8 protein-coding genes, 9 tRNA genes, 3 rRNA genes and 1 other annotated feature are annotated in these 13,711 nt (G+C 41.8%); of the genes, 3 read left to right on the top strand and 17 right to left on the bottom strand.

From position 1 onward, the window contains the following. Window positions 1-149: 149 nt before the first annotated feature. From mreD to C7K42_RS08665, 17 genes are all read right to left on the bottom strand, one after another. A complete protein-coding gene (gene mreD, locus C7K42_RS08745) occupies window positions 150-656 on the bottom strand; it encodes a rod shape-determining protein MreD (protein ID WP_103097213.1) in 507 nt (168 codons plus the stop codon). 1 nt (window position 657) lies between these two features. Further along, a complete protein-coding gene (gene mreC / locus C7K42_RS08740; protein WP_014125855.1) occupies window positions 658-1,515 on the bottom strand; it encodes a rod shape-determining protein MreC in 858 nt (285 codons plus the stop codon). Between the two features lie 126 nt (window positions 1,516-1,641). Next, window positions 1,642-2,280, bottom strand: coding sequence for a thiamine diphosphokinase (locus C7K42_RS08735; protein ID WP_103099860.1), 639 nt, complete (start codon window positions 2,278-2,280; stop codon window positions 1,642-1,644). Beyond that, on the bottom strand, window positions 2,280-2,930 hold the full coding sequence (gene rpe / locus C7K42_RS08730) for a ribulose-phosphate 3-epimerase (protein ID WP_014125857.1): 651 nt from the start codon (window positions 2,928-2,930) through the stop codon (window positions 2,280-2,282). The genes C7K42_RS08735 and rpe overlap by 1 nt, the downstream gene beginning before the upstream one ends. A gap of 10 nt (window positions 2,931-2,940) precedes the next feature. Then, entirely contained in the window at window positions 2,941-3,819 is an 879-nt protein-coding gene (gene rsgA, locus C7K42_RS08725) for a ribosome small subunit-dependent GTPase A (protein ID WP_014125858.1), read from the bottom strand. A 137-nt stretch (window positions 3,820-3,956) separates the two neighbouring features. Next, window positions 3,957-4,030 (bottom strand) — tRNA-Pro (locus tag C7K42_RS08720). A gap of 3 nt (window positions 4,031-4,033) precedes the next feature. Further along, window positions 4,034-4,107 (bottom strand) — tRNA-Arg (locus C7K42_RS08715). Window positions 4,108-4,128: 21 nt separating this feature from the next. After that, window positions 4,129-4,214: transfer RNA gene (locus C7K42_RS08710), tRNA-Leu, on the bottom strand. Window positions 4,215-4,229: 15 nt separating this feature from the next. Further along, window positions 4,230-4,301 (bottom strand) — tRNA-Gly (locus C7K42_RS08705). Between the two features lie 11 nt (window positions 4,302-4,312). Further along, window positions 4,313-4,385: transfer RNA gene (locus C7K42_RS08700), tRNA-Thr, on the bottom strand. An 11-nt stretch (window positions 4,386-4,396) separates the two neighbouring features. Beyond that, window positions 4,397-4,478, bottom strand: a tRNA-Leu gene (locus C7K42_RS08695). A 13-nt stretch (window positions 4,479-4,491) separates the two neighbouring features. Beyond that, window positions 4,492-4,564: transfer RNA gene (locus C7K42_RS08690), tRNA-Lys, on the bottom strand. A 2-nt stretch (window positions 4,565-4,566) separates the two neighbouring features. After that, window positions 4,567-4,639: transfer RNA gene (locus C7K42_RS08685), tRNA-Val, on the bottom strand. A 7-nt stretch (window positions 4,640-4,646) separates the two neighbouring features. Next, window positions 4,647-4,762, bottom strand: a 5S ribosomal RNA gene (gene rrf / locus C7K42_RS08680). Window positions 4,763-4,846: 84 nt separating this feature from the next. Further along, window positions 4,847-7,759: ribosomal RNA gene (locus C7K42_RS08675) — 23S ribosomal RNA — on the bottom strand. Between the two features lie 182 nt (window positions 7,760-7,941). Further along, window positions 7,942-8,014 (bottom strand) — tRNA-Ala (locus C7K42_RS08670). Window positions 8,015-8,082: 68 nt separating this feature from the next. Then, window positions 8,083-9,641: ribosomal RNA gene (locus tag C7K42_RS08665) — 16S ribosomal RNA — on the bottom strand. Together the 16S, 23S and 5S rRNA genes with 9 tRNA genes alongside form the textbook arrangement of a ribosomal RNA operon. 592 nt (window positions 9,642-10,233) lie before the next feature. On the opposite strand from C7K42_RS08665, the gene croR reads away from it, so the two are divergent. The 3 genes from croR to serS all read left to right on the top strand — a co-directional run bounded on the left by croR (window position 10,234) and on the right by serS (window position 13,650). Next, window positions 10,234-10,923: a response regulator transcription factor CroR gene (gene croR, locus C7K42_RS08660; RefSeq protein WP_014125860.1), complete on the top strand. Its 690-nt coding sequence runs from the start codon at window positions 10,234-10,236 to the stop codon at window positions 10,921-10,923. Next, window positions 10,913-12,082 carry a sensor histidine kinase gene (locus C7K42_RS08655; RefSeq protein WP_094244081.1) on the top strand — a complete coding sequence of 390 codons (1,170 nt, stop codon included), beginning with the start codon at window positions 10,913-10,915 and terminating at the stop codon, window positions 12,080-12,082. Before croR ends, C7K42_RS08655 begins: the two co-directional genes overlap by 11 nt. Window positions 12,083-12,116: 34 nt before the next feature. Next, window positions 12,117-12,320, top strand: a binding site (T-box leader). A 58-nt stretch (window positions 12,321-12,378) separates the two neighbouring features. After that, the gene (gene serS, locus C7K42_RS08650) at window positions 12,379-13,650 is read left to right on the top strand and encodes a serine--tRNA ligase (RefSeq protein WP_014125862.1); all 1,272 of its coding nucleotides are present in this window, start codon (window positions 12,379-12,381) and stop codon (window positions 13,648-13,650) included. Window positions 13,651-13,711 lie beyond the last annotated feature (61 nt).

Genomic DNA, 13,711 nt, shown 5'->3' with positions numbered 1-13,711 from the left:
AAGAAGTATAAGAATTCTTAAACTCTTTTTCACCGATAAAATGATTGTAACACAGCAATATGACATTACAATAAAAGAATTGTTACAAATATATTTCAATTCTGAAATATATTTTAACCATTCGTCATAATTTTGACTTAAAAAAGGTGCTACTCCCAGCGGAATAGCACCTTGACAATGTAATAAATAATGAAAAAGAATAAAATATTAACTAATAAAGTTGGACCTAAAAAGTTTGTAGCAAAAAAAACAGGGTTGATTATCGATAATTTAAAAACGACTTGTATACCCGCCGCAGCTAATTCATAAGCTGTTACCAAAATAATCCAGCCAAAAAACATAGTAAAGATATTTTGATAAAGAAGATCGTATAATAGATACATCCCCCAAACAGCTAACGGTAAACTAACCGCATAAATCCCTAAGACACCTATGTAATATAAATCAAAGATAGCCCCCAGGATAATAGTTGTTGTTATCATATAATGTTTTGAAAATTTTGGAACACAAAACATCAATATCAATAATAGTAAATGTGTCTTCCAAATATTAGCCTCACTACTCCAAGCCAAAAAGGTACGAGTCAAGTGACTATCTAATAACATAACCAAAAAGAAAATCGGAGCTGCCACATATTGTTTTTTAACTTTATCCATATTAGTCTTCACCTACTGTGCGCTCGATGATTGTAACAACTGACACATCATTAACATCAGCTGCAGGTTGAACATAAACTTTTCTATCTAAACCAAAATCATCAGGCTCTGCCTCAATGACTTTTCCAACATTCAGATCTGACGGAGAATTACCACCAAGTCCAGATGTTTGCACTGTATCATCTTCTTTAATATCACTTTCACCAGTCAATTCCTCAACAACCAATGCTTGATTACGCCGATCATAGCCTTTTAGCAAACCAAAAGCATCTCCATCTTCAGTTGTTATTCGAACTGGGAAATGATTACTCGTCTGGTTATCAGAAGTTAATAATTCTACTTTTGAAGAATGTGCGTTAACTTCAAGAACACGACCAATTAAGCCATTTCTGGCCATGACAGCCATATTGTCGCTGATCCCTTCTTCTGAACCTTGATCAACAACCATCATATCTTGCCAAGAATCTGGTGAACGCGAGATAACATTAGCCGGTTTTTTTTCATAATTTGTCAGCGTTTCATTCAAATCTAATTCTTCCTTTAAATTCGAAATCTCTCTTTTCTGACTTTCATTTTGCTGAACAACTTCATCGTAATTATCGATTTTACCCTTTAAACGCTCATTTTCTTGATAGGTAACAAACAAATCTTGAATAGACGCCACACCATTTTCAAACCAACGCACCGGGGTATACAAAGTTTTATCAACCACAGCAACAGTATCATTGACAATTACTTGCGCAAAAGAAGTTTTTTGGGCAACAGCACGTCTAGCCATAGTGATACTTAAAACAGTAACGATAATAATTACGATAATTAAGGTAATAATAATATTTTTATTTGGATTAAATTTTTTCACAAGTGCACCTCAATTATTTCAAACTCAATGGATAGATTGTACCACTAAATAGCGCTAAACAAAAGATAACTAGACACTCTTAACTTTTTTTAAACTATTTTTATAGAAAATAATGTGTTATATTTATCATTCATCTTTGCTTTGAATAACAGCAATAATTCCTTTTGAAAAAGTAACTTCTGCTTGACTTCCAATAAACTCATTACTTGCATAAGAAGTTGGGTATAGCACTTGTTGATTATCCAAGGTATACTTACTTTTAGTTAACGTTAGATCAGAAACCGGTGTTAGACAGCAATAAGCTAAGTATTGCTTGTCAACTTCCTTTGTAATTGTATGCTCTCCTGGTAGTAAAAAGGCAATTGTATTTTGTCTATCTTGTAAATAAATATTTTGACAATATTTATTAAATCGCGGTTCTAATACTATCCATAAATTTGCTAAAAAGTGATCAATTCTTCCACCGGTTGAGCCAACTATTGTAATTTTAGCATTTGGATATTCTTTTAAGACCATTTCTAAAGCTAGCTGTGTATCTGTATCGTCCTTTTCCACGGGGGAAGTTATTACTTTTTTAGCTAAATCAAAAACATCCGTTTGCTCTTGTGAATCTAACGAATCAAAATCACCAACAGCAACATCTAGAGGCAATCCTTTTTGTTGTAAAAAAAAGCTTCCCCGATCAACGCCGACATACAAATCATAATTTGTCTTTATATCTGGCCACTTAGAAATTGGACCTCCCGCTGCTAGTAAAATATTCATTATTCAACCGCTTCTTTCAAAAGTTGAATTTGTTTTTTAGGTTGTTCTGCACTGTAAATATAACTACCAGCAACAAAGACATTTGCGCCTGCTTCTTTACATTGCTTTGCAGTCTCAGGAACAATTCCACCATCGACTTCTATATCGTATTTATAACCGTTTTCAGCCTTTAACTTAGCTAATTGCTCAATTTTGTAAAGTGTTTCTTCAATAAAAGATTGACCGCCAAAACCCGGGTTAACTGTCATAACAAGTATTTGATCCACCATAGATAACACATGATAAATAGAATCAACAGATGTGCCAGGATTGATAACCACTTCTGCTTGAACATTTTTATTTTTTATCATTTGTAACGCGCGATGAATATGGGCTGTCGCTTCAGCATGCACACCAATGATATCAGCTCCTGCCTCAGCAAAGTCATCTATATAACTTTCCGGATTTTCAATCATTAAATGCGTATCTAATGGTAATTTAGTTACAGGTCGAATCGCTTTGATCGCATCTGGGCCAAATGTAATATTAGGTACAAAGTGTCCATCCATGACATCTACATGAATATAATCTGCACCATTTTCCTCTACTAGTTCAATATCCCGTTGTAAATTTGCAAAATCAGCGCTTAAAATAGATGGTGAAATTTTCATCTTTATATCCCTACCTTTTCTTTTTATAAACAGGTTTTCTATTTTTTATTTCATCTAAAAAATACACATAATTATCATACCTACTTTTAGCAATATCATTTGTTTCTACTTGTCGTTTAACCTCACAGTCAGGTTCGTTTAAATGCAGACATTCCCGAAAGCGACAATAGCTTGAAGCCTGGACAAATTCGGGAAACTGTTTTGCTAACTCTCTTTCTGTAATTGTAGAAAAATTAATTGCACTAAAGCCCGGCGTATCAGCAACTAATCCGTCTGCAACAGGAAGTAATTCAACATGACGAGTTGTATGACGGCCACGTCCTAGCGCATCAGAAATTTCTGCTGTTTCCAAGTTTAACTGGGGCATTAAACGATTTAACAAAGCAGATTTTCCTGCACCAGACTGACCAGTAAAAACAGTTAAACATTTAGGAAATAAATTTTGTAAATTTGACATTGCTTTTTCTTCGGTTGAGACAATAACTGTGTAACCTATTTTCCTATAGGTCGTGGCAATTTCCTCAATCAACTCAGGTGCTACCGATAAATCAGCCTTACTTAAATAAATGAGCGGTTCAATATCTTCATACTCAATACTTATCAGAAAACGATCCAATAAAAAATAAGAAAATTGAGGTTCAGTTAAGCTTATTACGATAACACTTTGATCGACATTTGCCACCGGTGGACGTAACAATTTATTCTTTCTTGGCAAAATTTCAAGTAAATAGCCTTCTGTCAAATTTTCACTTTCAAAAACAACATAATCACCTACTAAAGGAGTGATTTTTCGGTTGCGAAAATTTCCGCGAGCTCTTGTTTGATAAATTTCACCTTCTGAATAAATATAATAAAATCCACTTAGTGCTTTTTGGATTTGTCCTTTCAAAAATCCTCCTCCTTTATCTTTTTAATCATATTGTATCATATTAACTGTCTATTATATTTTATTTCATTCAAAAAAAGACGCTAGAAAAAAGAAAATTCTCTTCTTCTAACGCCTTTTTAAATGAAAAATCAAATCCATCGGGAAGACAGGATTCGAACCTACGACCCCTTGGTCCCAAACCAAGTGCTCTACCAAGCTGAGCTACTTCCCGTTACGCGCCCAGAAGGATTTGAACCCTCAACCTTCTGATCCGTAGTCAGACACTCTATCCAGTTGAGCTATGGGCGCATATGCGCATATTTTGTTCAATGCCGAGGACCGGAATCGAACCGGTACGGTAATTACTTACCCCAGGATTTTAAGTCCTGTGCGTCTGCCAGTTCCGCCACCCCGGCGTGGTTTTGGCATCAAGCGGAAAACGGGATTCGAACCCGCGACCCCCACCTTGGCAAGGTGGTGCTCTACCGCTGAGCTATTTCCGCAGCTTGTCGGATGCCGGCTAAAGGACTTGAACCCTCGACCCTCTGATTACAAATCAGATGCTCTACCAACTGAGCTAAGCCGGCTTGTTCCTACATGCGGGTGAAGGGACTTGAACCCCCACGCCTTGCGGCGCTAGATCCTAAATCTAGTGCGTCTGCCAATTCCGCCACACCCGCTGATTTTGTGAAATGAGTCGTACAGGATTCGAACCTGTGACCCTCTGATTAAAAGTCAGATGCTCTACCAACTGAGCTAACGACTCAATGGAGGTTATAGGGCTCGAACCTATGACCCTCTGCTTGTAAGGCAGATGCTCTCCCAGCTGAGCTAAACCTCCGCTTGCTGCGTGGCGATGTCCTACTCTCACAAGGGGAAGCCCCTCACTACAATTGGCGCTAAGAAGCTTAACGACTGTGTTCGGCATGGGAACAGGTGTCTCCTTCTTGCCATCATCACCACACAACTTGACGTTGAGTGAACCTTTCGGTTCCCTCAAAACTGGATGAAAAACAACTGCTTCGCTTCACCGAAAATCCAAACCTTTGTGGTTAAGTCCTCGATCGATTAGTATTCGTCCGCTCCAACCCTCACGGGTCTTCCACTTCGAACCTATCTACCTGATCTTCTCTCAGGGATCTTACTTTCTTTTAGAAAGGGGAAATCTCATCTTGAGGGGGACTTCACGCTTAGATGCTTTCAGCGTTTATTCCTGCCCTACTTAGCTACCCAGCGATGCCGTTGGCACGACAACTGGTCCACCAGCGGTAGGTCCATCCCGGTCCTCTCGTACTAAGGACAGCGCCTCGCAAATTTCCTACGCCCGCGACGGATAGGGACCGAACTGTCTCACGACGTTCTGAACCCAGCTCGCGTGCCGCTTTAATGGGCGAACAGCCCAACCCTTGGGACCGACTACAGCCCCAGGATGCGACGAGCCGACATCGAGGTGCCAAACCTCCCCGTCGATGTGGACTCTTGGGGGAGATAAGCCTGTTATCCCCAGGGTAGCTTTTATCCGTTGAGCGATGGCCCTTCCATGCGGAACCACCGGATCACTAAGCCCGACTTTCGTCCCTGCTCGAGTTGTTGCTCTCACAGTCAAGCTCCCTTCTGCCTTTACACTCTTTGAATGATTTCCAACCATTCTGAGGGAACCTTGGGGCGCCTCCGTTACTTTTTAGGAGGCGACCGCCCCAGTCAAACTGCCCATCTGACACTGTCTCCCGCCACGATCAGTGGCGCGGGTTAGAGTGGCCATAATGCAAGGGTAGTATCCCACGGATGCCTCCTTCGAGACTCGCGTCCCGAATTCTACGGCTCCTACCTATGCTGTACATGCATCACAGACACCCAATATCAAATTACAGTAAAGCTCCATGGGGTCTTTCCGTCCTGTCGCGGGTAACCTGCATTTTCACAGGTACTAAAATTTCACCGAGTCTCTCGTTGAGACAGTGCCCAAATCGTTGCGCCTTTCGTGCGGGTCGGAACTTACCCGACAAGGAATTTCGCTACCTTAGGACCGTTATAGTTACGGCCGCCGTTTACTGGGGCTTCAATTCGTACCTTCGCTTACACTAAGCACTCCTCTTAACCTTCCAGCACCGGGCAGGCGTCAGCCCCTATACGTCATCTTACGATTTTGCAGAGACCTGTGTTTTTGATAAACAGTCGCTTGGGCCTATTCACTGCGGCTGCTCGTTAGAGCAGCACCCCTTCTCCCGAAGTTACGGGGTCATTTTGCCGAGTTCCTTAACGAGAGTTCGCTCGCTCACCTGAGGATACTCTCCTCGACGACCTGTGTCGGTTTGCGGTACGGGCCATTACCTTCTTGCTAGAAGTTTTTCTTGGCAGTGTGACGCCAGAACTTCGGTACTTAAATTTCCCTCCCCGTCACAGCTTATCGTTAATAAGAAAAAGCCTTTGACTCTTTCTCCGACGTACTGCTTGGACAGACCTTTCCATTCGTCTGCTTTCTTTTGCCTCCTGCGTCCCTCCATCACTCAAATGAAGATAACAGGTACAGGAATATCAACCTGTTGGCCATCGCTTACGCCTTTCGGCCTCAGCTTAGGTCCCGACTAACCCTGGGCGGACGAGCCTTCCCCAGGAAACCTTCGTCTTACGGTGGACAGGATTCTCACCTGTCTTTCGCTACTCATACCGGCATTCTCACTTCTAAGCGCTCCAGCCGTCTTTTCAGTCGACCTTCACCGCCCTTAGAACGCTCTCCTATCAAAACACCTAAGGTGTTTTCCACAGCTTCGGCAGTATGTTTAGCCCCGGTACATTTTCGGCGCAGGGTCACTCGACTAGTGAGCTATTACGCACTCTTTCAATGATGGCTGCTTCTAAGCCAACATCCTAGTTGTCTAAGCAACCCCACCTCCTTTTCCACTTAACATACATTTAGGGGCCTTAGCTGGTGGTCTGGGCTGTTTCCCTTTCGACGATGGATCTTATCACTCACCGTCTGACTGCCAAGGGTCAATCAATGGCATTCGGAGTTTATCTGGATTCGGTAACCCAAGACGGGCCCCTCGTCCAAACAGTGCTCTACCTCCATCATTGCTTCCTTGACGCTAGCCCTAAAGCTATTTCGGAGAGAACCAGCTATCTCCAAGTTCGTTTGGAATTTCTCCGCTACCCACATCTCATCCCCGCACTTTTCAACGTACGTGGGTTCGGTCCTCCAGTGCGTTTTACCGCACCTTCAACCTGGACATGGGTAGATCACCTGGTTTCGGGTCTGCGCCGTCTGACTCAACGCCCATTTCAGACTCGCTTTCGCTGCGGCTCCGTCTTTTCAGACTTAACCTCGCCAGCCAGCGCAACTCGCCGGTTCATTCTGCAAAAGGCACGCTATCACCCATTAACGGGCTCTAACTCCTTGTAAGCACACGGTTTCAGGATCTCTTTCACTCCCCTTCCGGGGTGCTTTTCACCTTTCCCTCACGGTACTGGTTCACTATCGGTCACTAGGGAGTATTTAGCCTTGGGAGATGGTCCTCCCGGTTTCCGACGGCATTTCACGTGTCCCGTCGTACTCAGGATCCGTTTACGGACAAAACTGTTTTCGCCTACGGGGCTCTTACCCGCTCCGGCGGCTTTTCCCAAAGCCTTCGGCTAACATTCCCATCCGTTCATAAACGTCCTACAACCCCAGAATGCAAGCATCCTGGTTTGGGCTATTCCCGTTTCGCTCGCCGCTACTCAGGGAATCGATTTTTCTTTTTCTTCCTGCAGTTACTAAGATGTTTCAGTTCACTGCGTCTTCCGCTTGCCTGCTATCTATTCACAGAACAAGCCGCATTCGATGAAAAATGCGAGGTTTCCCCATTCGGAAATCTCTGGATCCTAGCTTACTTACAGCTCCCCAGAGCATATCGGTGTTGGTCCCGTCCTTCATCGGCTCCTAGTGCCAAGGCATCCGCCGTGCGCCCTTTCTTACTTAACCTGACTTGACCTTGCGGTCAAGGGTTTCTCGAAGGTTCTTGCTTTGAGCGATCAAAGCCCTTCGAACATGTGCGTAAACTTCGTTAAAAAACGTGTTCAACGCGGATTCTCGGTTGGTGTTGATTGTTGTTTTTCTATCCAGTTTTCAAAGAACCAAACAAACGACCCAAAATCGATCGTTTATGGAGCCTAGCGGGATCGAACCGCTGACCTCCTGCGTGCAAAGCAGGCGCTCTCCCAGCTGAGCTAAGGCCCCCTACGGGTAGACCTCTCAAAACTGAACAAAGCGCAAACGATGTGTCGACCTTCCGTATTTTTCCTTAGAAAGGAGGTGATCCAGCCGCACCTTCCGATACGGCTACCTTGTTACGACTTCACCCCAATCATTCGTCCCACCTTAGGCGGCTGGCTCCCCGAAGGGTTGCCGCACCGACTTTGGGTGTTACAAACTCTCGTGGTGTGACGGGCGGTGTGTACAAGGCCCGGGAACGGATTCACCGCGGCATGCTGATCCGCGATTACTAGCGATTCCGGCTTCATGCAGGCGAGTTGCAGCCTGCAATCCGAACTGAGAGAAGCTTTCAGAGATTCGCTAGGCCTTGCGGCTTGGCTTGCTCGTTGTACTTCCCATTGTAGCACGTGTGTAGCCCAGGTCATAAGGGGCATGATGATTTGACGTCATCCCCGCCTTCCTCCGGTTTGTCACCGGCAGTCTTGCTAGAGTGCCCAACTCAATGCTGGCAACTAACAATAAGGGTTGCGCTCGTTACGGGACTTAACCCAACATCTCACGACACGAGCTGACGACAACCATGCACCACCTGTCACTTTGCCCCCGAAGGGGAAACCCTATCTCTAGGGCGGTCAAAGGATGTCAAGACCTGGTAAGGTTCTTCGCGTTGCTTCGAATTAAACCACATGCTCCACCGCTTGTGCGGGCCCCCGTCAATTCCTTTGAGTTTCAACCTTGCGGTCGTACTCCCCAGGCGGAGTGCTTAATGCGTTAACTGCAGCACTGAAGGGCGGAAACCCTCCAACACTTAGCACTCATCGTTTACGGCGTGGACTACCAGGGTATCTAATCCTGTTTGCTACCCACGCTTTCGAGCCTCAGCGTCAGTTACAGACCAGAGAGCCGCCTTCGCCACTGGTGTTCCTCCATATATCTACGCATTTCACCGCTACACATGGAATTCCACTCTCCTCTTCTGCACTCAAGTGATCCAGTTTCCAATGACCCTCCCCAGTTGAGCTGGGGGCTTTCACATCAGACTTAAATCACCGCCTGCGCTCGCTTTACGCCCAATAAATCCGGACAACGCTTGCCACCTACGTATTACCGCGGCTGCTGGCACGTAGTTAGCCGTGGCTTTCTGGTCAGCTACCGTCATAGAAAAAGCATTTCCTCTTTCTCCTGTTCTTTGCTGACAACAGAGCTTTACGATCCGAAAACCTTCTTCACTCACGCGGCGTTGCTCGGTCAGACTTGCGTCCATTGCCGAAGATTCCCTACTGCTGCCTCCCGTAGGAGTCTGGGCCGTGTCTCAGTCCCAGTGTGGCCGATCACCCTCTCAGGTCGGCTATGCATCGTTGCTTTGGTGAGCCGTTACCTCACCAACTGGCTAATGCACCGCGGGACCAGCCATCAGTGACGCTGTAAAGCGCCTTTGAGCTTTCTTTCAGGTGAAAAAAAGCCATATGCGGTATTAGCACCTGTTTCCAAGTGTTATCCCCCGCTGATAGATAGGTTCCCCACGTGTTACTCACCCGTCCGCCACTCCGCTTAAGAAAAAACCGAAGTTTCTTCTTAAGCAGCGTTCGACTTGCATGTATTAGGCACGCCGCCAGCGTTCGTCCTGAGCCAGGATCAAACTCTCATCTTGAATTTGATCGATCAACACCGTTGATCGTACTTAGCTCTTCAACTTTTTGCTCGCGTGTTGTTCGCGTTTATTGCTTGGTTGCTTCTTCTTTCAAAGAAGCGCCCGACACATTGGTTCGTTTGCTTGCTTTGTTCAGTTTTCAAAGGTCTACTGCTTGTTGCCGTAGCAACTTTTATATCTTATCAATTCGACAAGTGTTTGTCAATATCTTTTTGCAAGTTAGCTAATTTTTATTTTATTTTCTTTTTTTAAAAAGAAATGTCTTATTATTTATTAACTTAAAGATAATGGCTTGCCTGAAGACAAAATATAATATACCAATAAAATAACGATCCGTCAACAACGAAATGTCTTTCTGCCAACGTTTCTAGTTATTTCGCTTTCTTTTATTTTATAGCTGACTTTTGTTCGTTTCCAATAAAAAATTTGGTTAAAATTCCTTCTTTTTGAATAACAATGTTCGCTTTTTTTAAATTCTTGTACAAATAATTTCTATTATTCTCTAAAGAATAAGTATAAATTTATCAAATTGTTTCGTTTTTTGGTAAAATGTAATTAAGAATTACCTTTAATTATAAAAGGAGGGCTCTAAATGAAAATATTAGTTGCCGATGATGATAAAGAAATTGTTGAATTATTAAGTATCTATTTACACAATGAAGGTTATGAACCCATTGTAGCCTACGATGGGAAAGAAGTACTCTCCAAGATACATACTCTTTCTGATATAGAACTGGTCATTTTAGATATTATGATGCCAGAATTAGATGGAATGCAAATTGTTAAAACATTAAGGAAAGAGTCGCAGATTCCAATCATATTATTAACCGCTAAAACTACAGATATGGATAAAATTAAAGGGTTAGTCGCTGGTGCCGACGATTACGTGACAAAACCATTCAATCCATTGGAAGTTATGGCTCGTGTTAAATCCTTACTAAGGAGAACACAAACACAAATATCTTCAGAACAACCTGATATTTTAGAAATTAGTTCACTGGTTATTAACCGGGACTCTCATGAAGTAAGAACCATTGGTGGAAAAGAAATTCAGTTAACTGCTTTAGAATTTGGTATTCTTTACTTGTTGGCTTCACATCCAAATCGCGTTTTCAGTGCTGATGAAATCTTTGAACGTGTTTGGAAACAAGAAAGTGTCGTCTCGGCAAAAACAGTCATGGTACATGTGAGCCACTTGCGTGATAAAATTGAAGAAGCCACTGGAGGAGAAAAAATCATTCAAACCGTATGGGGAGTTGGCTACAAGATCGATGCGAAATAAAAAAGAACCAAAAAACAAAGTTATTCTTACCTCAAAAGAAATTAGTGAATTATTCGTTGAAGCAATCGTTACAATTATTTTGTTGATTATTGTTAATATAGCAATATCGGTGATGCTTTCTTCTATAATAAGTAATACACCAGCTTTAAACGAAGCAGTTTTTGAATCACGAACGAGTTTTGTAAGAAATCTTAATACAGATATCTTTCTTAGTGGAAAAAATATCTTAATTCCTGTTTTACTTATCTTAGATATTATTTTCTTATATTGGCGGTTAATTCGTCGTTACCGTCAAATGCAACAACGTCATATTATTAGCGAGCTTCATTATATTGCAAATGGAAATTACGGGCATCGTATTCCTTTTGAACTACGTGGTGACCTAGCACGTTTAGTTGATAGTATTAATGGTTTAGTAGATAGTACAGTAACAGCTATTGAAGAAGAGCGGCGTATTGAAAAGTCAAAAGATGAATTGATAACAAATATCAGTCATGATATCAGGACACCTTTAACTTCAATCATAGGTTATTTAGGACTGATTGAAGACCGACAGTATCATTCAGAAGAAGAGCTATTAAAATATACTCATACTGCTTTTGTTAAAACAAAGCAGATGAAATCTCTGGTGGATGATTTATTTGAGTATACTAAAGCTCGCCAACCAAGCAGTCCGGTCAACTTAATTACCTTTGATATGGTTCAATTAATAGAGCAACTAGCCGCTGACTTTGAACTTGAAGCACGTAATAAAGGGATCATCATTGAAACAACTGCACAACCTCAGCAACTTGAAATGGAAGGCGACACAGAAAAACTAGTCCGTGTATTCAATAACTTACTTTCAAATGCTTTAAAATATGGTGAAGGTGCTGATAAAATAGTTATCCAACTTGAAAAAACGGGCACTGAAGCTGTTATTTCAGTGAAAAATAATGGTAAGATGATTCCCAAACAATCATTAGATTCTTTATTTGATCGCTTTTATCGCGTGGAAGAATCACGCTCACAAGAAACAGGTGGGACCGGCTTAGGATTAGCTATTGCTCAAAGCATTGTTGCTTTGCATGGTGGTTATATTTATGCCAAGTCTAATCCCGATTGGACTTCATTTATTATCCATCTACCGTTAGTTGGTAATAATCAATCTTCTAGTTGACGAAACAATTTTTTTCAGCTATGCTAAAAGCGTCATATCAACAAGCAAAAAACCTAGTATATCGTTTATTCTTTTCAGAGAGCTGATGGTAGGTGTGAATCAGTAAAGAAAAACGGTAGAATCCAGTTTTTAATGTTTCTTTTAAAAAAAGAACCTGCACTCTTTGGTTACAAGAGTCAAGTGCGGCAATTTAGCCGAACTTGGGTGGCACCGCGAAGCAAACTATTTCGTCCCAAGCATACTCGCTTAGGATGAAATAGTTTTTTTATTTTATAATTTTTAAGGAGGAAAAAATATTGTTAGATATTAAAATGATTCGTGAGAATTTCGAACAAGTAAAAGAAAAATTACAAACTAGGGATGTTCCAGAAGAAACGCTAACCGAATTTCTCCGTTTGGACAAAAAACGCCGTAGTTTGTTAGTGGAAACAGAAGAAATGAAAAAGAATCGTAATAATGTATCCGAAAAAATTGCGCAAGCAAAGCGTAATAAAGAAGATACTTCTGAACAAATCGCTGAAATGCGTGAAGTAGGTAGCAAAATTAAAGCGTTGGATAAAGAGATTGCAACAATTGACGAAAAATTAAACACCATCGCTACAACTTTACCTAATCTCCCTCATGACAGTGTACCCGTTGGAAAAGATGAAGAGGACAATGTCGAGATTCGCAAATGGGGAGCTTCTCAAACTTTTTCTTTTGAACCTAAAAATCATTGGGAGATTGGTGAAAACTTAAATATACTCGACTTTGAACGAGGAGCAAAAGTTTCTGGTAGCCGTTTTGTTTACTACAAAGGACTGGGCGCTCGTCTAGAACGTGCACTATACAATTTTATGTTAGACCAACATGTATACCAACAAGGGTATACAGAAATGATTACTCCCTATGCAGTCAATAGTCAAGCGATGTTTGGTACTGGCCAGTTTCCTAAATTCACTGAAGATGTCTTTCAGTTAGAAGATAGTGGCTTAACTTTGATCCCGACAGCTGAAGTTCCTCTAACAAATTACTATAGCAACGAGATTTTAGATGTAAGTCAATTACCAGTCTATTTCACTGCCTTAAGCCCAGCTTTTCGTTCAGAAGCAGGAAGTGCTGGCCGCGATACTCGAGGCCTGATCCGTTTACATCAATTTAATAAAGTAGAAATGGTTAAGTTTTCAGATAGCCAGCATTCTTATGATGAGTTAGAAAAAATGACAGCTGACGCAGAATCTATCCTACAAAAATTAGGACTTTCTTATCGAGTAATGACTTTATCTACAGGAGATATGGGCTTTTCCGCAGCAAAAACTTATGATCTTGAAGTATGGATTCCAGCACAAAATACTTATAGAGAAATCAGTTCTTGCTCAAACTGTGAAGATTTTCAAGCGCGGCGTGCAATGATTCGTTACCGCGATACAGAAGGTAAACTCCATTATGCACACACATTAAACGGCTCTGGTTTGGCAGTAGGTCGTACAGTAGCTGCTATTTTAGAAAATTATCAAAATGAAGATGGTTCTGTAACAATTCCTGAAGTTCTCGTACCTTACATGGGCGGCATGACTAAAATTGGATAAACACAAAAGACGCGACAACGTTAATTATTTTGTCGCGTCTTTTAATTATTATATTAAATTG

Source organism: Tetragenococcus halophilus subsp. halophilus DSM 20339 (assembly GCF_003841405.1).
GTDB lineage: Bacteria > Bacillota > Bacilli > Lactobacillales > Enterococcaceae > Tetragenococcus > Tetragenococcus halophilus.
Note: the sequence above shows the minus strand (reverse complement) of the source record. Positions and strands in the feature narration are given on the sequence as shown.

Bases quoted from the DNA above. Each gene is read 5' to 3' on its own strand.
- mreD (WP_103097213.1), bottom strand. From the start codon at position 656: ATGGATAAAGTTAAAAAACAATATGTGGCAGCTCCGATTTTCTTTTTG.
- C7K42_RS08735 (WP_103099860.1), bottom strand. From the start codon at position 2,280: ATGAATATTTTACTAGCAGCGGGAGGTCCAATTTCTAAGTGGCCAGAT.
- rpe (WP_014125857.1), bottom strand. From the start codon at position 2,930: ATGAAAATTTCACCATCTATTTTAAGCGCTGATTTTGCAAATTTACAA.
- croR (WP_014125860.1), top strand. From the start codon at position 10,234: ATGAAAATATTAGTTGCCGATGATGATAAAGAAATTGTTGAATTATTA.
- C7K42_RS08655 (WP_094244081.1), top strand. From the start codon at position 10,913: ATGCGAAATAAAAAAGAACCAAAAAACAAAGTTATTCTTACCTCAAAA.